At 64.5% G+C, this 19,683-nt stretch carries 19 protein-coding genes; 12 read left to right on the top strand and 7 right to left on the bottom strand.

What is annotated here, in order from left to right:
* Positions 1-31 precede the first annotated feature (31 nt).
* The 4 genes from IVB42_RS29540 to IVB42_RS29525 all read left to right on the top strand — a co-directional run bounded on the left by IVB42_RS29540 (position 32) and on the right by IVB42_RS29525 (position 5,437).
* Positions 32-1,759 carry a cation:proton antiporter gene (locus IVB42_RS29540; protein WP_085352555.1) on the top strand — a complete coding sequence of 576 codons (1,728 nt, stop codon included), beginning with the start codon at positions 32-34 and terminating at the stop codon, positions 1,757-1,759.
* A gap of 153 nt (positions 1,760-1,912) precedes the next feature.
* Positions 1,913-2,989 carry a 3,4-dihydroxy-2-butanone-4-phosphate synthase gene (gene ribB, locus IVB42_RS29535; RefSeq protein ID WP_018456228.1) on the top strand — a complete coding sequence of 359 codons (1,077 nt, stop codon included), beginning with the start codon at positions 1,913-1,915 and terminating at the stop codon, positions 2,987-2,989.
* A 160-nt stretch (positions 2,990-3,149) separates the two neighbouring features.
* The gene (locus tag IVB42_RS29530; RefSeq protein WP_247391548.1) at positions 3,150-4,364 is read left to right on the top strand and encodes an acyl-CoA dehydrogenase; all 1,215 of its coding nucleotides are present in this window, start codon (positions 3,150-3,152) and stop codon (positions 4,362-4,364) included.
* A gap of 149 nt (positions 4,365-4,513) precedes the next feature.
* The gene (locus IVB42_RS29525) at positions 4,514-5,437 is read left to right on the top strand and encodes an MBL fold metallo-hydrolase (protein WP_247391550.1); all 924 of its coding nucleotides are present in this window, start codon (positions 4,514-4,516) and stop codon (positions 5,435-5,437) included.
* A gap of 7 nt (positions 5,438-5,444) precedes the next feature.
* On the opposite strand, the gene IVB42_RS29520 is transcribed toward IVB42_RS29525, so the two are convergent.
* Positions 5,445-6,299 carry a DUF1499 domain-containing protein gene (locus tag IVB42_RS29520; RefSeq protein ID WP_247391552.1) on the bottom strand — a complete coding sequence of 285 codons (855 nt, stop codon included), beginning with the start codon at positions 6,297-6,299 and terminating at the stop codon, positions 5,445-5,447.
* 240 nt (positions 6,300-6,539) lie between these two features.
* Positions 6,540-8,168, bottom strand: a complete 1,629-nt coding sequence (locus tag IVB42_RS29515; RefSeq protein WP_085352551.1) for a fatty-acid--CoA ligase — start codon at positions 8,166-8,168, stop codon at positions 6,540-6,542.
* A 65-nt stretch (positions 8,169-8,233) separates the two neighbouring features.
* On the opposite strand from IVB42_RS29515, the gene IVB42_RS29510 reads away from it, so the two are divergent.
* A complete protein-coding gene (locus tag IVB42_RS29510; RefSeq protein WP_247396504.1) occupies positions 8,234-9,370 on the top strand; it encodes an extensin family protein in 1,137 nt (378 codons plus the stop codon).
* Positions 9,371-9,407: 37 nt separating this feature from the next.
* On the opposite strand, the gene IVB42_RS29505 is transcribed toward IVB42_RS29510, so the two are convergent.
* Positions 9,408-10,094 (bottom strand): L,D-transpeptidase, encoded by a 687-nt coding sequence (locus IVB42_RS29505; protein WP_018456233.1) that lies wholly within the window; start codon positions 10,092-10,094, stop codon positions 9,408-9,410.
* Positions 10,095-10,430: 336 nt separating this feature from the next.
* On the opposite strand from IVB42_RS29505, the gene IVB42_RS29500 reads away from it, so the two are divergent.
* On the top strand, positions 10,431-11,408 hold the full coding sequence (locus tag IVB42_RS29500; protein WP_018456234.1) for a magnesium transporter CorA family protein: 978 nt from the start codon (positions 10,431-10,433) through the stop codon (positions 11,406-11,408).
* A gap of 186 nt (positions 11,409-11,594) precedes the next feature.
* Positions 11,595-11,813 carry a hypothetical protein gene (locus IVB42_RS29495; protein WP_247298668.1) on the top strand — a complete coding sequence of 73 codons (219 nt, stop codon included), beginning with the start codon at positions 11,595-11,597 and terminating at the stop codon, positions 11,811-11,813.
* Positions 11,814-12,018: 205 nt separating this feature from the next.
* Here IVB42_RS29495 and IVB42_RS29490 read toward each other — a convergent pair whose 3' ends face one another.
* On the bottom strand, positions 12,019-12,771 hold the full coding sequence (locus IVB42_RS29490) for an SDR family oxidoreductase (RefSeq protein WP_026233115.1): 753 nt from the start codon (positions 12,769-12,771) through the stop codon (positions 12,019-12,021).
* A 97-nt stretch (positions 12,772-12,868) separates the two neighbouring features.
* Positions 12,869-13,510 (bottom strand): pyridoxamine 5'-phosphate oxidase, encoded by a 642-nt coding sequence (gene pdxH, locus IVB42_RS29485; protein WP_247391556.1) that lies wholly within the window; start codon positions 13,508-13,510, stop codon positions 12,869-12,871.
* A 113-nt stretch (positions 13,511-13,623) separates the two neighbouring features.
* Here pdxH and IVB42_RS29480 point away from each other — a divergent pair, with 113 nt between their 5' ends.
* Together IVB42_RS29480 and IVB42_RS29475 are read left to right on the top strand one after the other, a co-directional pair.
* Positions 13,624-14,031 (top strand): RT0821/Lpp0805 family surface protein, encoded by a 408-nt coding sequence (locus IVB42_RS29480; RefSeq protein ID WP_247391558.1) that lies wholly within the window; start codon positions 13,624-13,626, stop codon positions 14,029-14,031.
* Positions 14,032-14,140: 109 nt separating this feature from the next.
* Entirely contained in the window at positions 14,141-15,106 is a 966-nt protein-coding gene (locus IVB42_RS29475) for a J domain-containing protein (protein ID WP_018456238.1), read from the top strand.
* Between the two features lie 328 nt (positions 15,107-15,434).
* Here the strand turns inward: IVB42_RS29475 and IVB42_RS29470 are convergent, their stop codons facing one another.
* Positions 15,435-16,205, bottom strand: coding sequence for an anti-sigma factor (locus IVB42_RS29470; RefSeq protein ID WP_085352549.1), 771 nt, complete (start codon positions 16,203-16,205; stop codon positions 15,435-15,437).
* Between the two features lie 106 nt (positions 16,206-16,311).
* Positions 16,312-16,800, bottom strand: coding sequence for a sigma-70 family RNA polymerase sigma factor (locus IVB42_RS29465; RefSeq protein ID WP_007594679.1), 489 nt, complete (start codon positions 16,798-16,800; stop codon positions 16,312-16,314).
* Positions 16,801-16,971: 171 nt separating this feature from the next.
* On the opposite strand from IVB42_RS29465, the gene fabI reads away from it, so the two are divergent.
* From fabI to aroC, 3 genes are all read left to right on the top strand, one after another.
* A complete protein-coding gene (fabI, locus tag IVB42_RS29460) occupies positions 16,972-17,787 on the top strand; it encodes an enoyl-ACP reductase FabI (RefSeq protein ID WP_027568710.1) in 816 nt (271 codons plus the stop codon).
* A gap of 14 nt (positions 17,788-17,801) precedes the next feature.
* Positions 17,802-18,401, top strand: coding sequence for a histidine phosphatase family protein (locus IVB42_RS29455; RefSeq protein ID WP_204513890.1), 600 nt, complete (start codon positions 17,802-17,804; stop codon positions 18,399-18,401).
* Positions 18,402-18,566: 165 nt separating this feature from the next.
* Positions 18,567-19,655 carry a chorismate synthase gene (gene aroC / locus IVB42_RS29450; RefSeq protein ID WP_247391560.1) on the top strand — a complete coding sequence of 363 codons (1,089 nt, stop codon included), beginning with the start codon at positions 18,567-18,569 and terminating at the stop codon, positions 19,653-19,655.
* Positions 19,656-19,683: the final 28 nt, after the last annotated feature.

The following is a 19,683-nucleotide window of genomic DNA, read 5'->3' as shown; positions in this document are numbered from 1 at the left end:
ACTAGGGTGCGGCAAAACGGACCAATCTGGCATGCACGAGCTCATTCGCGACATCACTCTCTGTATCCTGTTTGCCTGGATGCTGGGCCTGCTTGCCCACTTCTCCAGGCAACCGCTGATCCTTGCCTATCTTATCGCCGGCTTCTGCATTGGTCCATTTGGCGCCGGCTGGGTCAAGTCGCAGGAATCGATCAGCGTCATCTCCGAGCTTGGCCTGATCTTCATGCTGTTCATGATCGGCCTGGAGATCGACCTGAAGAAGATCGTGCGGGCCGGAAAGGTCATCCTGTTCGCGGCGGGCGGCCAGCTCCTCGGCGGCTGCCTGCTCGGGGTGCTGTTCTTCGTCGGCATCGGCCTGTCGCTCGGGGGCGGACAGTTCGATGCGGTTTACCTCTGTGTCGCCTGCGCGCTGTCGAGCACCGTCATCATCGTCAAGGTGCTCTACGAGAAGCGCGAGCTCGACACGCTGCCCGGCCGCATCACCCTCGGCGTGCTGGTGCTCCAGGACATCTTCGCCATCCTGTTTCTGGCGGTGCAGCCGAGCCTTGCCAATCTGGAAATCAGCGTGATCCTGCTCTCGATCGGGCGGGTCGCAGTGCTGGTCGCCGCGGCACTGCTGGTGAGCCGCTACGTGCTGCCGCGCCTGTTTCACCAGATCGCCCGCCGCCCCGAGTTGATCCTGCTCGGCGCGCTCGCCTGGTGCTTCCTGGTCGCCGAGACCGCCGAGCGGCTGTCGCTGTCGCGCGAGATGGGCGCCCTGATCGCCGGCGTCTCGCTCTCGACCTTTCCCTATGCGCTCGATGTCACGGCCAAGGTCACCACGCTTCGCGATTTCTTCATCACGCTGTTCTTCGTCGCGCTCGGCATGACCATTCCCGTGCCCGGCCTCTCCGTGATCGGACTTGCCCTGATGATCGCGGCGTTCACGGTGGTGAGCCGCCTCGTGACCACCTTCGTCCCGCTCTATCTGATGAAGCAGGGCCTGCGCGCCAGCCTGTTGCCGGCCCTGAATCTCGCGCAGATCTCCGAGTTCTCGCTGGTGGTGATCCAGACCGGCGTTGCCGACCACCACATCGCAGCCCAGACGGCGAACGCGGCCTCCTTCGCCTTCGTGGTGCTGGCGGTGCTCTCGACCTTCGTGATGACCCGCAGCGACGAGATCACCCGCTGGGCGATCGGTCCCCTGAAGCGGATCGGCCTGCGCGATCTCGACCACGGCAATGGCCACGGCGAGGAAGGACACGAGGGCCATGGCGAGGCGCGCCGCATCGTCATCCTCGGCTTTTTCCGTGCGGCGAGCGCGCTGCTGGCCGAGATCGAGCGGCAGGCACCGGTGCTGCTCGAGCAGATCACCGTGATCGACTTCAATCCCAATGTGTACCAGACGCTGCTGTCGCGCGGCCTGCACGTGATCTATGGCGATATCAGCAGCGCCGACACGCTGCTCCATGCCGGCGTCGGCAAATCCGAGATGATCATCCTCAGCGTCCCGGATGCGCTTCTGAAGGGTGCCAGCAACGAGAAGCTGGTCCGCCACGTCCGCACCCTCAACCCGACCGCCATGATCATTGCCACGGCCGATCTGTTGTCGGATGTAGACGAACTCTACGCGGCTGGCGCCAGCTATGTCACCGTGACCCGGCTCAGCGACGCCCATGAGCTGTTCACGGTGATCGAGGCCGCCCAGGCCGGCCTGTTGGCCGACAAGCGGGCCGAGCTCGATCAGCGGCTCGGCGAGCGGCGCGAAGTGCTGCCCTGACCGCTCCCGGCCGGCTTCTCACCGGGCTTAGGCCCGACGCGAGCCGCCCGTCGGGCAGGGCTGCGGTCCGGCATATGCGGTTGCGCCGGGGACACTAGCGCCCCGGCTCAAGTCCGGCTAAGCCTCCGGGCCATAACCGATAGAGATTGGGAAATGCCGGATAACGTCCAGGAAGTCTTGCAGGCCTTTGCCCGGGGTGAGCTCGTGGTCGTCACCGACGACGAAGACCGCGAGGGCGAGGGCGATCTGATCGTCGCCGCCTCGTTCTGCACCGCCGAGAAGATGGCGTTCATCATCCGCCACACCTCCGGCATCGTTTGCGCCCCGATCACCAGCGAAGATGCGCGCCGCCTGCGGCTCGATCCGATGGTGGCCCACAACGACTCAGCGCACACCACCGCATTCACGGTCTCGATCGACTACAAGCCCGACGGCGGCACCGGCATCTCGGCCGAGGAGCGCGCCTCGTGCTGCCGCGCGCTGTCCAATCCCAATGCCGGCGCCAACGACTTCGCCCGTCCCGGTCACATCTTCCCGCTGATCGCCAAGGACGGCGGCGTGCTGCTGCGCTCCGGCCATACCGAGGCCGCGGTCGACCTGTGCAAGCTCTCCGGCCTGCCGCCGGTCGGCGTCATCAGCGAGTTGATGAACGACGACGGCAGCGTGATGAAGGGCGAGCAGGTCGCCCGCTTCGCCGCCCAGCACAAGCTCAAGCACGTCACCATCGCCGACATGATCGCCTACCGCCAGGTGCGCGAGAAACTGATCGAGCGGGTCTCGACCTTCGTCACCGAGAGCCCGATCGGGCCGCTGCAGGGCTATGCCTACCGCTCGCCGTTCGATTCCATCGCCCATGTCGCCTTCGTCTACAACGGCGTCGGCGACGGCAAGAACGTCCTGACACGCTTTCACAAGCCGAACATCGTCAAGGACATCTTCACCGGCCACAAGCGCATGGCGGCGGTGCTCGAGCACTTCAAGAAATCGGGCCGTGGCGTTCTGGTCTATCTGCGCGACGGTGCGGCCGGTGTCCCTGTGGCGCCGCTGCCCGATGAGAGCGCGACCGAGGCCGACCGCAACCGCCAGTGGCGCGAAGTCGGCGTCGGTGCACAGATCCTGCGCGATCTCGGCGTCACCTCGATCCGGCATCTCACCTCCTCGGTGCACGACTACAAGGGCCTTTCGGGCTTCGGCATCGAGATCGTCGCCAACGAGCTACTCGAAAGCTAGCGCTGTCATCCAGGGGTGCGCGAAGCGCATCCCCCGAGGCGCGCCTCGCGGGTCCCCGGGAATCACGCAGACCCGTACATCTGCAACGCAATTGCACTTGTTGCCGCGGCGCTTTACTTTGTCGGGCAAATTTTGACGGAACCAGACGAAAGGACGTTTCATGACCGCGCGCCCTCAGGCCAAGGACAAGCCGGCTTCGGCTTCTTTCCAGTGGGACGATCCGTTCCTGCTCGACGAGCAGCTCACCGAAGACGAGCGCATGGTGCGCGACACCGCGCGCGCCTACGCCCAGGACAAGCTGCTGCCGCGCGTCGCCAAGGCCTATCTCGAAGAGAAGACGGATCGCGAGATCTTCAACGAGATGGGCGAACTCGGCCTGATCGGCATCACGTTGCCGGAGGAATATGGCTGTGCCAATGCAGGCTATGTCGCCTATGGTCTGGTCGCGCGCGAGATCGAGCGGGCCGATTCCGGCTACCGCTCGATGAACTCGGTGCAGTCCTCGCTGGTGATGTATCCGATCTACGCCTATGGCGACGAGAACCAGCGCAAGAAGTACCTGCCGAAGCTCGCCAGCGGCGAGTGGGTCGGCTGCTTCGGGCTGACCGAGCCCGATGCCGGCTCCGATCCGGCCGGCATGAAAACGCGCGCCGAGAAGGTGTCGGACGGCTATCGCCTGACCGGCAGCAAGATGTGGATCTCGAACGCGCCGATCGCCGACGTGTTCGTGGTCTGGGCCAAGTCGGCCGCGCACGACAACCAGATCCGCGGCTTCGTGCTGGAGAAGGGCATGAAGGGCCTGTCGGCACCGAAGATCGGCGGCAAGCTGTCGCTTCGCGCCTCCATCACCGGCGAGGTCGTGATGGACGGTGTCGTGGTTCCGGAAGACGCGCTGCTGCCCAACGTCTCCGGCCTGAAAGGCCCGTTCGGCTGCCTCAACCGCGCCCGCTACGGCATTTCCTGGGGCGTGCTCGGCGCGGCCGAGGACTGCATGCACCGCGCCCGCCAGTATACGCTCGACCGCAAGCAGTTCGGCAAGCCGCTCGCCGCGACCCAGCTCGTGCAGAAGAAGCTCGCGGACATGCAGACCGAGATCGCGCTGGGCCTTCAGGGCTCGCTGCGCGTCGGTCGCCTGATGGACGAGGGCAAGTTCGCTCCCGAGATGATCTCGATCATGAAGCGCAACAATTGCGGCAAGGCGCTCGACATCGCCCGCGTCGCGCGCGACATGCACGGCGGCAACGGCATCTCGATCGAGTATCACGTGATGCGCCACGTCCATAACCTCGAGACCGTCAACACCTACGAGGGCACCCACGACGTCCACGCCCTGATCCTGGGCCGCGCGATCACGGGCATTCAGGCGTTTTTCTGAGCAAACCGCCCCAGTGTGGGATGCGACTGAACTCTCCAATCGCGTCATGGCCGGGCTTGTCCCGGCCATCCACGTCTTAGACCACGCGAAGAACGTGGATGCCCGGCACGAGGCCGGGCATGACGAAGTCAGCAAGGTACGAGCAAGCCATGTCCGACAACGACGACGTCCCGTTCAACCGCGACTTTCCGCTGAAGCCCGGCATCGTCGAGGAAGTCCGCCCCGGCGTGCGGCGCGTGCTCTGTAACAATCCGAGTCCGTTCACTTTCACCGGCACGCTCAGCTACATCGTGGGCCGGGGCAACGTCGCGATCATCGATCCCGGTCCGGACGACGAGGCGCATGCGGCGGCGCTGCTCGATGCCGTCAGCGGCGAGACGGTGAGCCATATCTTCGTCACCCACACCCACCGCGACCATTCGCCGAACACCGCGCGGATCAAGCGGTCGACCGGCGCGCCAGTTTACGCCGAAGGCCCGCACCGCGCCTCGCGCCCGCGCTTCGAGAGCGAGAAGCACAACCCGGAATCCGGCGCCGACCGCGACTTCGCGCCCGATATCAGGATCGGCCATGGCGACGTGGTCGAAGGAGATGGCTGGCGGCTCGAGGCCGTGGCGACACCCGGCCATACCGCCAATCACCTCGCTTTTGCCTGGTCCGAGCGAAAATTCAACTTCGTCGGCGATCACGTGATGGGGTGGTCGACCTCGATCGTGGCCCCGCCCGACGGGTCGATGATCGACTACATGGAATCGCTGGATCGTCTCGCCGCGCGCGAGGAGGATGTGTATTTCTCCGGTCACGGCCCCGAAATTCCGGACGGTCCGCGCTTCGTGCGCTTCCTGATCCGTCACCGCAAGGCGCGCGAGGCCTCCATCCTGCACCGCCTTGCCAAGGGCGAGACCGACATCCCGACCATGGTCCGGGCGATCTATATCGGCATCGATCCGAGGCTCACCACGGCGGCGGGCTACTCCGTGCTGGCGCATCTGGAAGACCTGGTCGCCCGCGGCGTGGTGGCGACGGACGGCGATCCCGTGATCGGCGGGACCTATCGGATGGCGAACGCTTAGCCTTCCGTCACTTCTTCACCGTCTTTGCCTGCGCCTTCGGCGGCGCCACTGGCGTCTTCTTCACCGGCTTGAGTGCGTCGGCATCGGCGGCGGTGTTGAGATCGTCGATGAATTTCTTCACGCGTGCGGCGTTGCTGCCGAGGTCGCTCTCGAAATAGCGCGAGGCGGAGCGGATATCGACGCGGGAATCCTCGCCGTCGGGCACGACCCGGATGGCGATGTCCTCGCGGAAACCCATGATCGGGGAGCGCGCCACCGCCTCGATGCGGCCGATGCGGCGCGGCGGCTGCGGCGCGCGCTCGTCGATGATCAACCATTTGCGCTTGTTGACCAGCTGAAGCGCGATCGCATAGGCGCGGTCGACTGAAATCTCGAGCTCGATCGGCTCGATATCGGGATAGGATTGACGCTGCTGCTCGGCCGAATAGAGGCCGGCATACACAGCGGTATTGGCACCATCCCCAGTGCGCAGGCGAGCCAGTGCGTCGAAGCGCGGCGGGTCGATCGGGTCGGTGGTGATGTCGTGGATCGCCGGCAGCTTGCGGTATTGCAGGCCGAGATAAGCGGGATAGGCGAGGATCGCGCCGTCGATCAGGAACGCAAGCAGGATGCGCGCCATGCCGCGCGAGCCGTTCTGCCAGATCGCGGCAAAGCCGGCGAGCCCGAACAGGATCGAGAGCGCGGCGATCCCGAGCCCGCCGAAGAAGGTCGCGAGCGCCGGCTTCATCTCCAGGAAGCCGAACCGGACGATGATGATCGAGACCACCACCGCCACCACGGCGAACACGGCCAGATTGCGCGCCCAGCTCGCGAGGCTGGACACGGGCTCCGACTGGTAGGGAGCGGAAAACCTGCGGGCCATCGGGTGAGCTCTGCCGGGATCTTGGGGACGGTGCCGGCCGATCTGGCACGACGACGGGCCGTTGAGACCACGGCCCGCGGGCAAATTCAAGAGTTCCGCACAAGGCTGCATCGTCATGGCCGGGCTTGACCGGCCATTCACGTCTTTTTGCCACGAGGACGCGGATGCCGGCCTTCGCCGCGCCGAAGCGGCTTCGGCCCCGCAGGCGGGACGAAGCCCGGGCACGACGTCCGAGATGGCCTACGCCGCCGCGTTCGGGAAGCGGTATTCCCTAAACTGATCGCGCAGCGCGGTCTTCAGGATCTTGCCCGTCGCCGTGTGGGGGATACCGTCGACGAAGGCAACGTCGTCGGGCATCCACCATTTGGCGATCTTGCCATCCATGAACTTCAGGATGTCCTCGCGGCTGGCCTGCTGGCCCTGCTTCAGCTGCACGATCAGCAGCGGACGCTCGTCCCATTTGGGATGGAACACGCCGATCACGGCGGCTTCCGCCACCGCGGGATGGCCGACTGCGAGGTTCTCCAGCTCGATCGAGGAGATCCACTCGCCGCCGGACTTGATCACGTCCTTGGAGCGGTCGGTGATCCGCATGTAGCCGGCTTCGTCGATGGTCGCGACGTCGCCGGTGTCGAAGAAGCCGTCCTCGTCGAGAATGTTGGCGTCGACCCGGTAATAGGCCTTGGCGACGGCCGGGCCGGCGACCTTGAGGCGGCCGAAGGTCGTGCCGTCCCACGGCAGTTCCTTGCCGGCATCGTCGGTGATCTTCATCTCGACGGCGAACGGCGCGTAGCCCTGCATCTGGAGCACGTCGAGCCGCGCCTCGCCAGTCGCATTCTGGAACGGCGGCTTCAGCGCCGCGACGCTGCCGATCGGGCTCATCTCGGTCATGCCCCAGGCGTGACGGACGTTCGAGCCCATGTCGAGGAAGGCCTTGATCATCGAACGCGGCATCGCCGAGCCGCCGCAGATCACCATCTTCAGGTCCGGCAGCTTCAGATTGTTCGCGGTCATGTGCTGGAGCAGCATCAGCCACACCGTGGGCACGCCCGCGGTATGCGTCACCCTCTCGGTCGAGAGCAGCTCATAGACCGAGGCGCCGTCGAGCTTGGCGCCGGGCATGACGAGCTTGGTGCCCTGCGACGGCGCGGAGAAGGCGATGCCCCAGCTGTTGGCGTGGAAGAGCGGCACTACGGGAAGCATGGTTTCGGAGGCGCTGGTACCGAGCGCGTCGACATTGTTGGCCATCAGCGCGTGCAGCACGTTGGAGCGATGCGAATACAGCACGCCTTTGGGATCGCCGGTGGTGCCCGATGTGTAGCACATCGCGGCCGCCGTGTTCTCGTCAAAGTCCTTCCATTTAAACTTGCCGTCGGCCTCCGCGATCCAGTCCTCGTAGGCGACCACGTTCTTCAGCGTCGTCTGCGGCATGTGCGCCTTGTCGGTGAGCACGACATAGCGTTCCACGCTTGTCAGCTTGTCGGCGATCTTCTCCAGGACCGGAATGAACGTGATATCGGTCATCACGATGCGGTCCTGCGCATGGTTGATGATCCAAGCGATCTGCTCGGGGAAAAGGCGGGGATTGACGGTATGGCAGATGGCGCCGATCCCCATGATGCCGTACCAGACCTCAAGATGGCGCCAGGTGTTCCAGGCGATCGTTGCGACACGGTCGCCGAGCTTGATGCCGTCGCGCTCCAGCATCTGCGAGACCTTGAGCGCGCGCTTGTGGATATCGGCATAGGTGGTGCGATGGATCGGTCCCTCGACCGAGCGCGTCACGACCTCCTGCTTGCCATGAATCTTGGCGGCGTGTTCGATGATCCTGTGGCAGAGCAGGGGCCAGTCTTGCATCAAACCAAGCATTCCGTCGTTCCTCCGAGAAGCCGCTGGGCGGATTGTCGCTCTCAGCGTTGGGCCAAAGAATTGTCATGAGTTTTAGCCTGCCCGTCTTTCGCCGCAAATGGTCTTATCGCGGCTATATGTCCGTCGGCGCGGCAATGGTTACCGTCGCGCTCGGGCTCGCGGATCGGGCAGAGGCGCGCAAATATGGGTCCCCGCTGGACATCTTTGGTATTGCGGCACCACGGCCGCGCGCCACGGTTCATTCTGCCAATATCTCTGGCAGGATCCCGCTCCCAAGACCTCGCCCCGAGGAGGCCCCCAAGGCATCGGCCAAGGCATCGGACGAGGCTCCTGCGGAGACCGGCGGCAAGCCTTCCGCGGAAAAGCCTTCCGCGGACAAACCTGGCGCCACCAAGCCCGCCGAGTCGGCGCCGCCGCCCGAGAAGCAGGCCTCGGCGTGCCGCGTCGCGCTGACCGAGGAGATCGCGATCGCGCCTTCGATCCCGGATATCCGCGGCCCCGGCGCCTGTGGCGGCGAGGATCTGGTGCGGCTCGAGGCCATCGTGCTGCCGGACAAGCGCAAGGTGGCGGTCAAGCCGGCGGCGATCCTCCGCTGCACCATGGCATCCGCAATCGCCGATTGGGTGCGCAAGGACGTGGTGCCGCTGGCCGCGAGCCTCGGCTCGACCATCAGCGATCTCGACAATTTCGACAGCTTCGAGTGTCGTGGCCGCAACCGCGTCGTCGGCGCCATGCTGTCCGAGCACGGCAAGGCCAATGCGATCGATGTGCGCGCCATCAAGCTCGCTAACGGGCAGTCGATCGGCCTGACCGACCGCACCATGCCGCGCGAGGTGCGCGAGCGCGTGCTGCATTCGGTCTGCTCGCGCTTTTCGACTGTGCTCGGCCCCGGCTCGGATTGGTACCACGAGGACCATATCCATCTCGATCTCGCGCAGCGGCGCAACGACTACCGGATCTGCCAGTGGAACGTCTGGGATCCGCTGCCGCAGGTTGCCCCGCTGCTGCCGGCGGAACGGCCCGAGGAGGCGCCGCCGCGTGAGGTCGCGGCCAAACCCGAAGCGAAGCCCGAGGCCAAGCCCGAGACGAAGCAAGGAATTGACGACGAGGCGGCGGAGAAGTCGGCTGCCTCCCCGGACAAGCCGGCGGCCGACGGCCAAAAAGCCCGGCCGCACAAGCCGGCAACAAAAAAGCGCCGGTGAAACCGGCGCTTTTGAATGTCAGAGATCAGGTACCTGATCAGTAGCTGCCCGCCTGGCCAGTTTGGCTGCCGCCGAGCGCAAGCCGTGAATTGTAGGGCGAGTCGCCATGCTTGGGCTCGAGCACCACAACGAGGGTGCCGACCTTGACGCGATCATAGAGGTCGATCGCGTCCTCGTTGGTCAGGCGGATGCAGCCCGACGAGATCGACGCGCCGATATATTCCGGCTGGTTGGTGCCGTGAATGCGGAACAATGTGTCCTTGCCGCCGGAGTAGAGATACATCGCGCGGGAGCCCATTGGATTGTCCGGACCGGGGGCGACGAAGGTGGGCACGCCCAGGCGCGAAATTTCGCCGGGGGTAGGGTGCCAGGCCGGCCACTCGGTCTTGCTGCCCACCTTGGCGATGCCCGACCAAGCCATGGCTTCTTCACCGACGGTGATGCCGTAGCGGATCGCCTTGCCGCCATCCAGAACGTAGTAGAGGTAATGGTTGTCGGAATCGACCACGATCGAGCCCGGCGATTCCTTGCGGTGGTACTCAACGATGGCGCGGCGGAACGGCTCTGCGACCGGGGTGTTCTCGTACCGAACCTTGGCAAGGAGTTCCTTGTCCTTCGGCTTGAAGGCCTTGGTGTCGGTCGCTTCAAAATGCGTGGCCTGCATGCAGCCCGACAGCATCAGGCCAGCAGCCAAAATACCCAGCGTAACTTTCAGCGACGACATGATTTGGTTCCAATCGACAACAACAAGCTTTCGTGGAGCTTGAGTAAGCCCAATTCCACGATTCCGTTGGCCCCATTATCGTTGAAATCTGCCACAATTCCAGCCTCACGACGCTTCTCCCGCGCTGCAAGACCTTACCTGTGGCTTTTCTGCCGCAAGTTTTGCGGGCCAGAGCCGATTTCTGGGCAAAACGGTCGTAAGTGTCGATTCCGTGCCACAGTTGGGCCATGGCGTCGCCACAAATGCAAACGCTCCGTTAATGTGCTTGTCATCATCAACTTGTCAGAATCGCGCTAAGCGCTGTCAGTCTGTCGCAGGCCCCTGCTGGAGTTGTGCATGTTTTCTGTGTTCGTTCCCTTCGAGTCCTCCCTCAAGAAGGCCGTCATCGAGGATCTCGCAGCAGTCCCGGAGCATGCGGTCTGGATCGACCTGGTCAACCCCACCGCGGCCGAGGACAAAGCCGTCGAGAAGCTCTCGGGGATCGCAATCCCGACCCGGGAGGACATGCAGGAGATCGAGATCTCGAGCCGCCTCTATATGGAGAACGGCGCACGCTACATGACCGCGACGCTGATGTGCCAATCCGATACCGATATGCCGAGGACCACGGCGGTCACGTTCATTCTGGGCGACCACCGCCTGGTAACGGTGCGCTATGACCAGCCCAAGCCCTTTGCGCTGGTCGAGGCCAAGCTGGCCCGTTCCTGCACACCGGCCATCACCGGCGAGATGGTGCTGATGGAGCTGCTCGATGCCGTGATCGACCGCTGCGCCGACATCCTGGAGCGCTGCGGCGCCGAGATCGATCAGGTCTCCCATGACATTTTCGAGCCGGAGAGCGAGCGCCACGGTCACGCCAAGCAATATTCGCAAATCCTGATCTCGATCGGCCGCAAGGGCGATCTGACCTCCAAGGTTCGCGAGAGCCTGGTCTCGATCGGCCGCGTCGTCGCCTTCCTTTCCGCGGTGGTGGAGGGCGTGAAATGGTCGAAGGACATGCGCGAGCAGCTCAAGACCATGCAGCGTGACGTCGTCTCGCTGACCGATCATGCCTCCTATCTCTCCAGCAAGATCACCTTTGTGCTCGACGCCATGCTCGGCGTCGTCAATCTCGAGCAGAACAACATCATCAAGCTGTTTTCGGTCATGGCGGTTGTCCTGATGCCGCCGACGCTGATCGCCTCGATCTACGGCATGAACTTCAAGTCGATGCCGGAACTCGAATGGGTGCACGGTTATCCGTTCGCGCTGGTGCTGATGCTGATTGCGGCGATCGTTCCGTACTGGATCTTCAAGTGGAAGAAGTGGCTGTAATAGTGACCGAGACCTTACGCCGGACGCAGAGACACAGTGTCTGGTGTCGCAGAATAGAGCGGGATTGCGGCCGCACGGCGATGTGTGCTCGCCGCCCCAATTCCTCCGGTAAAATTTGAGCGGTGGGCTGAACGTTTGCGCGAAACTTGTCTGCGATAAGGAGCAGGTAAGCCGCGAGGAACAGCCATGGTTGAAAAACACATAACGACGCCCCCCAACGTCATCGATCTGGCGAGCTATCGCCACGTCGCGACGAGCGGCAAGGCGTCGTCGCTGTCGGCACGCATGTGCCGGCACTGTGGTGCTCCGCTGCTCGACGGCGAGAACGACGACGATTGCTCGACTGCAATCAGCACGGCCGCTCCGCAGCCACGCGAGAGGTCACGTCGGATTCGACTCGATTGAGGAACGGAAGCTAAGGGCGATCCAGGTCTTGCGGCGGCGTTGTCTGGATCGCCTTGCTTCTCCGGCGTTATTTCCAACATCATCATTGCGAGGACCTCGCGACAAAATTGCGAAGCAATTTTGCACTGAAGCGACGAGGCAATCCAGACTGTCCTCACCGAGGCAGTCTGGATTGCTTCGCTTGCGCTTGCAATGACGCGGTAGCCTACACGTGCTGGCCGCCGTTGATGTGGATCTCGGCGCCGTTGACGTAAGAACTGGTGTCCGTGCACAGCACGTAGATGATCTTGGCGACCTCGTCCGGTGTGCCGAGCCGGTGCATCGGGATCTGCTGGTCGACGATCTTCTCGGTGCCCGGCGACAGGATCGAGGTGTCGATCTCGCCCGGCGCGATCGCGTTGACGCGCACGCCGACGCGGCCGAAGTCGGAGGCCATTTCGCGCGTCAGGGACGCCAGCGCGGCCTTCGAGGTGGCGTAGGCCGCGCCCGCGAAGGGATGCACGCGCGAGCCCGCGATCGAGGTGACGTTCACGACAGAGCCCTTGGCCGCCTTCAATTCCTCGATCAGCCCGCGCGCCATCATGATCGGCGCGAAGAAGTTGACATTGAACACGTGCGTCCAGGTGTCGAGGTCGGTGTCGATCGAGCCGAGCCTGGAGCCGCCGGCCCCCTTCGGCGAGATCGCGGCGTTGTTGACCAGCGCATGCAGCATGCCGCCTTCGAGACGGTCGCGGATGTCGGAGATCGCGCGCGTGGTATCTGCGGGGGTGGCGAGGTCGACCTGGATATGGTCCTCAGGGCCCGCGTCCCAGGGACAATCCTCCGGGAACGGATGCCGCGAGCAGGTGATCACGCGCCAGCCGGCCGAGGAGAAACGGATCACGGTGGCATGGCCGATGCCGCGGCTCGCCCCGGTCAGGAGCAGCGTACGGCGCGGCGCATTGGACGACTGCGGCATGGACATCTTTCAGGCTGGAGCATGATCCGGACCCGGAGGGCCGCGTTAGCGCAAACTGTGCAGCGGTTTTCCGAAGGGATCATTCTCGAACAAAATTCTAGGGATACATTCGCGTCTTGGACCATTTCTGGCCGGCCGCGTCACGGCGAAATTCAATGCGGTCGTGCAGGCGGAACGGGCGGTCGTGCCAGAACTCGATACGCGACGGTGTTATACGCCAGCCGCTCCAGCCCGGCGGACGCGGCACCTCGCCGATCATGTGCTTGGCGGCGACCTTGGCGATCGCCTGCTCGAAAGCGAAGCGGCTCTCGAGCTCCTGCGACTGCTTGCTCGCCCAGGCGCCGATCTGCGCTTGCTTGGGACGGGTGGCGAAATAGGCGTCGGCTTCGGCCTCGGTCACCGGCGTCACGTTGCCGCGGATGCGGACCTGACGGCGCAGCGACTTCCAGTGAAAAAGTAACGCCGCCTTAGGATTTGCGGCGAGTTCGCGGCCCTTCTGGCTGGCGATGTGGCTGTAGAAGACGAAACCATCGGTATCGAAGCCCTTCATCAGCACCATGCGCACGTCCGGCAGGCCGTCGGGATCGACGGTCGCGAGCGCCATGGCGTTCGGATCGTTCGGCTCGCTCTTGATGGCTTCGTTCAGCCAGGCCTCGAACAGCGCAAACGGCTCGTCGGCGGCGGTGAAATCACCGGATGTTAAGGGTGTCTGGTGTTTCATCGAGGTCGTGTCGGTCATGTCTGGGGTCCGAGTTGCGTCCTGCGGTCCAAAACGCGTTGTTGTCTGCTACCGCCCTATATAGGGTATGGGGACGCGTTGGCCTATCGGCGATCCGGCCGTCCGGCTTCGTCATGACGATCATTCTGATCGGACTCGGCACCGGCGGTTGCAGCTTTTCCCGCAACGACAAGAGTGCCTACGCCAAGGCCGAGGACAGCGACCTTACCGGCTCGATCGCAATGCCGGCCAGGGTGGCGGCACCGACAGAGACCGATCTCGCCTTCGCCCGCAACGCCGCCTCCGACGTGCTCAGCAAGAACGATAAGGATTCCAGCCAGCATTGGGAGAATCCGGAAACCGGGGCGCGCGGTTCGGTCACGCCGATCGCGCAATCCTATGCCGCCGAGGACGGCCGCAAGTGCCGCGACTTCCTGGCGAGCTACGTCAATGGCAGCACCGAAAGCTGGCTCCAGGGCGCGGGCTGCCAAAGCAGCCGTGGCAGTTGGGAGATTCATACGCTAAAGCCGTGGCGGAGCTAGGAATCGCTTCACCAGGCTAGTTGCAAAAATACCACTCGCCCCCCACATGAGGCTCAGTTGGGGCGGGGAGCCCTTTGAACAATTCGATTTCTTGAAGGAGACGTCACGGATGCGCGACCCCTATGAGGTCTTGGGGGTGCCGCGGAGCGCCAACGCTGCCGCGATCAAGAGCGCCTATCGCAAGCTTGCCAAGAAGCACCATCCCGACAGCAACAAGAACGACCCGAAGGCGGCCGAGCGCTTCGCTGAGCTCAATACGGCCAATGAGATCCTCGGCGACGAGGACAAGCGCAAGCAATTCGACCGCGGCGAGATCGACGCCGACGGCAAGCCGCGCTTCCAGGGTTTTCCGGGCGGCGGCGGTGGGCCGCGCGGGCGCGCGGGTCCCGGCGGGTTCGAGAGCTATACGTTCCGCGGTGGCGGCGCGGGCCCTGGTCCGGGCGGCGGCGCGTTCGAGGACATCCTCAACAGCATGTTCGGAGGAGGGCCGCGTCCGCGCCCCGGGGCCGGCGGCGGTGCCCAGTTCGAATTCGACACCGGCGGGATCGGGCTCGATCTCGACGTCAATGTCGCCATGACCGTCTCGCTGGAGGAGGCGGTGAAGGGCGGCGAGAAGCGCGTCCGGCTGCCGAACGGCAAGGAGCTCAACGTCAAGATTCCGGCCGGCGTGACCGAAGGCCAGCAGATCCGGTTGCGGGGGCAGGGCGAGAGCGCTCAGGGCCATCCGCCGGGCGATCTCCTGATCACGATCGGCATCGCGCAGCATCCGTTCTTCAAGATCGAGGGCGCCGATCTCAGGATCGACCTGCCGGTCACGCTCTACGAGGCGGTGCTTGGCGGCAAGGTCCGCGTGCCCACCCTCGGCAATGCCGTGGAGCTTTCGGTTCCGCAAAACACCTCCAGCGGCCGGACCTTCCGCCTCAAGGGCAAAGGATTGCCAAAAACTGGTGGAACCGGGGATCTCTTCGTCACCGTCAGGATTATGCTACCGGACGGGAACGACGCCGAGCTTGAAGCATTGATGGAGAAGTGGCGGGAGCAGCGCCCCTACAATCCACGTAGCGGGCTTGGCTAAGTGTGATCCGGAAACTGTGAGGGGTTCTCCTAAAGACTGAGAGCGTCGTCCATCGAGATGATGCTCATCATATGCCCGAGGCGTGGTAGCCCTTCTTGGCTCACGTGCTCGACGTGTCGGCTGTCCGGCGGGGCAGCCGATAAAAAGGTGCGGCCTCGAGAGGGGGACCAGCGCGGTACCAAAAACCCCAATCGAGGCCGCCCGCGTCGATCGGCGGATCGAACGCTGCTCATTTTCGCGTGATCATCCGGTGCGATAATGAGACGCGCCGATGTCTTCATTCCAAATTTTCAATGTCGGAATCGAGGCACCGCGTTTGCGTGGTTGTCTAGGTGCCGCTTTTCTCTGCTTGGTCGTAGACCGCCTGCGCCACTTTGGTCAGCCGGTCCCGGTCGCCGCCACCGCTGACGACGTAGCCGACGCCGCGCTCCGACCAGAACAGCGCCCCGTCCTTGTCCGTTCTGGCATACCGCATCTGCGTCGCGCCATTCTCGGTCTTGGCGGTGTAGATCGTGTACCGCTCGCCCGAGGCGCCCTCATACATCAGGAACGACGCCGGGCCGTTCGGCCCCGGCAAGAGCCGGCCGCCGACGAGCTTTAGTCCACTCGCCTCCAGGTTCGGAGCAAACACGGTCCAGCCGCAGCGTCTGGTCAGCCAGGCCTGGAGGTGGTCGCGCTCGTTGCCGCCGACCTCGACGGGATGGCGAACCTCGACGACATAGAGGCGGTGGGCGTCGAGTGCGTCGGTCGTAAAGCTCTGGAAAGTCGAGGGCGCGTTGGCGGCACCGTGCGCCAGCCAGCCGGCGGTGCCGCCGGCCATGAAGGCCACCAGCACAGCCGCGGCGGCGCCATAGAGCCAGTGCCGCGGGCGGCGCTCCAGCCGTTCGAGCTCGAGCCGCGCCGGCACCGGCTCCTGGGCGACGGAATCGTAGCGGGCGTGCAGCATCTCGGCCATGGCGCGCCAGGACTGCACGCGCTCGCCATCCTCGGGCTGCGCGGCAAGCCAGGCCTCGACATCGGCGCGGCGCTCGGCCGGCAGCTCGCCGTCGACATAGGCGTGCAGTTCGTCCTCGGTGACTGGGATCTTGCGGTCGTTCATATCGATCGTCTCTGGCTCTGCGGCCCAAAATGTTCTTCGTGGTTCAACTGCGCCGCTTCCCGCGCCATGCAGGAGAAACGACCGGCGCGATGCATCAATCCTGCCATCATTTCACCCGCCTGAGCGCCGGGCGCTCGCCCTCCAGCGAGGCTTTGACGTGGGCGCGGGCGCGTGCCAGGCGCGACATCACGGTGCCGATCGGCACGCCCTGGATGTCGGCGACCTCGCGGTAGCTCATGCCCTCCAGCATCACCAGGAGCAGCACCGAGCGTTGCTCCTCGACGAGCGTCGCCAGCGCCCTCTCGATATCGCGCCCTTCGGCTTCGGTCCCGCTGGCATCCGGGTTGTTCTCCGTCAGCTGCATGAATTGCGGCCGTCGTGCCAGCGAACGCCGCCGGTTCTTGTTGAGGTTGGTCAGGATCGTATAGAGCCAGCTCCTGACGTCGCCTCCGAGGAACAGACGCTCCGAACGCAGCGCCCGCACCAGCGTATCCTGCACCAGATCGTCGGCCGCATCCGCCTCGCGCGTGAGCGCGCGGGCGTAGCGGCGCAACGCCGGGATCATGGCTTCAACACTCTGGCGAAACGCACTCATTGCGGTCTTGACGTCCTGATGTCGGCGCGAGCGCCACAACGATCATAACACCCGAGCGGAACGGCTATTCCGGCGCTTGAAACAGCGTTAACGCCGCGTATTAGGACTGTACCGCAACGGAGGGCTGGTGTACCTCCAAACCTCACCGGGAGCTCGACGGGACGTTAGCAAATGGCGCAGAATTCAGGTCTGATGCAGGGCAAGCGGGGCGTGGTCCTCGGCGTTGCCAACAACCGCTCGATCGCCTGGGGCATTGCCAAGGCATGCCACGCGGCCGGCGCCGAGCTTGCCTTCACCTATCAGGGCGATGCGCTGAAGAAGCGCGTCGAGCCGCTCGCCGCCGAGATCGGCGGGCTCGTGCTCGGCCATTGCGACGTCACCGATGCTGCGACCATCGATGCGGCCTTCGCGGTGCTGAAGGAGAAGTGGGGCAAGATCGACTTTCTGGTGCATGCGATCGCCTATGGCGAGCAGCTCGACGGCCGCTACGTCGACACCACGCAGGAGAATTTTTCGAAATCCCTGCTGATCTCCTGCTATTCGTTCACAGCGGTGGCGCAGCGCGCCGAGAAGCTGATGACCGACGGTGGCTCGCTCATCACGCTCAGCTATTACGGCGCCGAGAAGTGGATGCCGCATTACAACGTCATGGGCGTCGCGAAAGCGGCGCTCGAAGCGAGCGTGCGTTATCTCGCCGCCGATCTCGGCGAGAAGAACATCCGCGTCAATGCGATCTCCGCGGGGCCGATCAAGACCCTCGCGGCGTCCGGCATCGGCGATTTCAGATATATCCTGAAGTGGAACGAGGCCAACGCACCGCTGCGGCGCAACGTCTCCACGGAAGACGTCGGCGGCAGCGCGCTGTATTTCCTCTCCGACCTCTCGCGCGGCGTCACCGGCGAGGTGCACCACGTCGATTCCGGCTATCACGTGCTCGGCATGAAGCGCCCGGACGCGCCGGACATTTCGTTCGGCGGGAAGGACTAACTTTTCACCCAGCAATGCCCGTCCCCACGATCTATTACCTTCGCCACGGCGAGACCGAGTGGAATGCGCTCGGGAGGCTTCAGGGCATCAAGGACATTCCGCTGAACGCACGCGGTCGCGGTCAGGCGGTGCAGGCCGGCGGCATTCTCGCCGATCTCTTCAAGCGCGAGGACCGCGACAAGGCCGCATTACCCTACGTGTCGAGTCCGCTTGGCCGCGCACGAGAGACCATGGAACTGGCGCGGAGCAAGCTCGAACTGCCGACTGCGGGCTATACGCTCGACGATCGCCTGCGTGAGATCGGCTACGGCACCTGGGAGGGACTGACGCTGGCCGAGAGCGAGGCCTCCGATCCCGACATCTACGCCCGGCGCCTCGCCGACAAATGGACGGTGGGCCCCGCGGGCGGAGAGACCTACGCCGATGTGCAGGTCCGCGTGCGCGCTTGGTACGACCAACTCCGGACCGACACCGTCGCGGTCGCCCATGGTGGGACCTGCCGGGCCCTGATGGTTTCACTCGGCCTGGAGACGCCGGCGAGCGCCGCCGAACTTTATATCGAGCAGGGCGCCGTCTACGTGTTCCGCGACGGGCGGTTGGAGAAGTTTAGTTAAGCCGGTTCGCTTGCGCGTCCTGCGCCGTCATGCCCGGGGCGCCCTTTTGCGCTTGTGGGCCAAGAACGTGGATGGCGGGACAACCCCGGCCATGACGACCGTGTAGGCATTTGACCCCAATTTCAGGGCGAGTTAAGTCAGCACTGACTTACGAGCTAGATACGGATGTCCTTCAACACCTTCGGCCACATGTTCCGCGTCACGACCTTCGGCGAGAGCCATGGGGTGGCGATCGGCTGCGTGGTCGACGGCTGCCCGCCCATGATCCCGCTCGTCGAGGCCGACATCCAGGGTGATCTTGATCGCCGCCGACCCGGCCAGTCGCGCTTCACGACCCAGCGTCAGGAGCCGGACCAGGTCAAGATCCTCTCCGGCGTGATGGCGCATCCGGAGACCGGCGTGCAGGTGACGACGGGCACGCCGATCGGGCTCCTGATCGAGAACACCGACCAGCGCTCAAAAGACTATTCCGAGATCAAGGACAAGTTTCGGCCTGGCCACGCTGACTTTACCTATGAAGCGAAGTACGGCCTGCGCGACTATCGCGGCGGCGGCCGCTCCTCGGCGCGCGAGACCGCGACGCGCGTCGCCGCCGGCGCGATCGCTCGAAAGGTGCTGCCCGATGTGAAGGTGCGCGGCGCGCTGGTGCAGATGGGGCCACACAAGATCGACCGCGCGAAATGGGACTGGGACGAGATCGCGAAAAACCCGTTCTTCTGTCCGGACAAGGACAAGGCCGCGTTCTTCGAGACCTATCTCGACGGCATCCGCAAGAGCGGCTCCTCGATCGGCGCGGTGATCGAGGTCGTCGCCGAAGGTGTGCCGGCCGGCCTTGGCGCCCCGATCTACGCCAAGCTCGATGCCGAGCTCGCCGCCGCAATGATGAGCATCAATGCGGTGAAGGGCGTCGAGATCGGCGCCGGCTTCGGCGCGGCCGAACTCACCGGGGAAGAGAATGCCGACGAGATGCGCACGGGCAATGACGGCACGCGTTTTCTGTCCAACCACGCTGGTGGCGTGCTGGGCGGCATCTCCACGGGGCAGCCGGTGGTGGTGCGTTTCGCCGTCAAGCCGACCTCGTCGATCCTGCAGCCGCGTCTCACCGTCGATCGCAACGGCGCCGACACCGAGATCATGACCAAGGGCCGCCACGATCCCTGCGTCGGAATCCGCGCCGTCCCCGTCGGCGAAGCCATGATGGCCTGCGTGTTTGCGGATCATTTCCTGCGCGACCGCGGCCAGGTCGAGCGCTAGCGTTCCGCAGGGCGCTTGTATCGCGCCA

The organism is Bradyrhizobium sp. 45 (genome assembly GCF_023073155.1).
Classification (GTDB): Bacteria; Pseudomonadota; Alphaproteobacteria; order Rhizobiales; family Xanthobacteraceae; genus Bradyrhizobium; species Bradyrhizobium canariense_D.
Note: the sequence above shows the minus strand (reverse complement) of the source record. Positions and strands in the feature narration are given on the sequence as shown.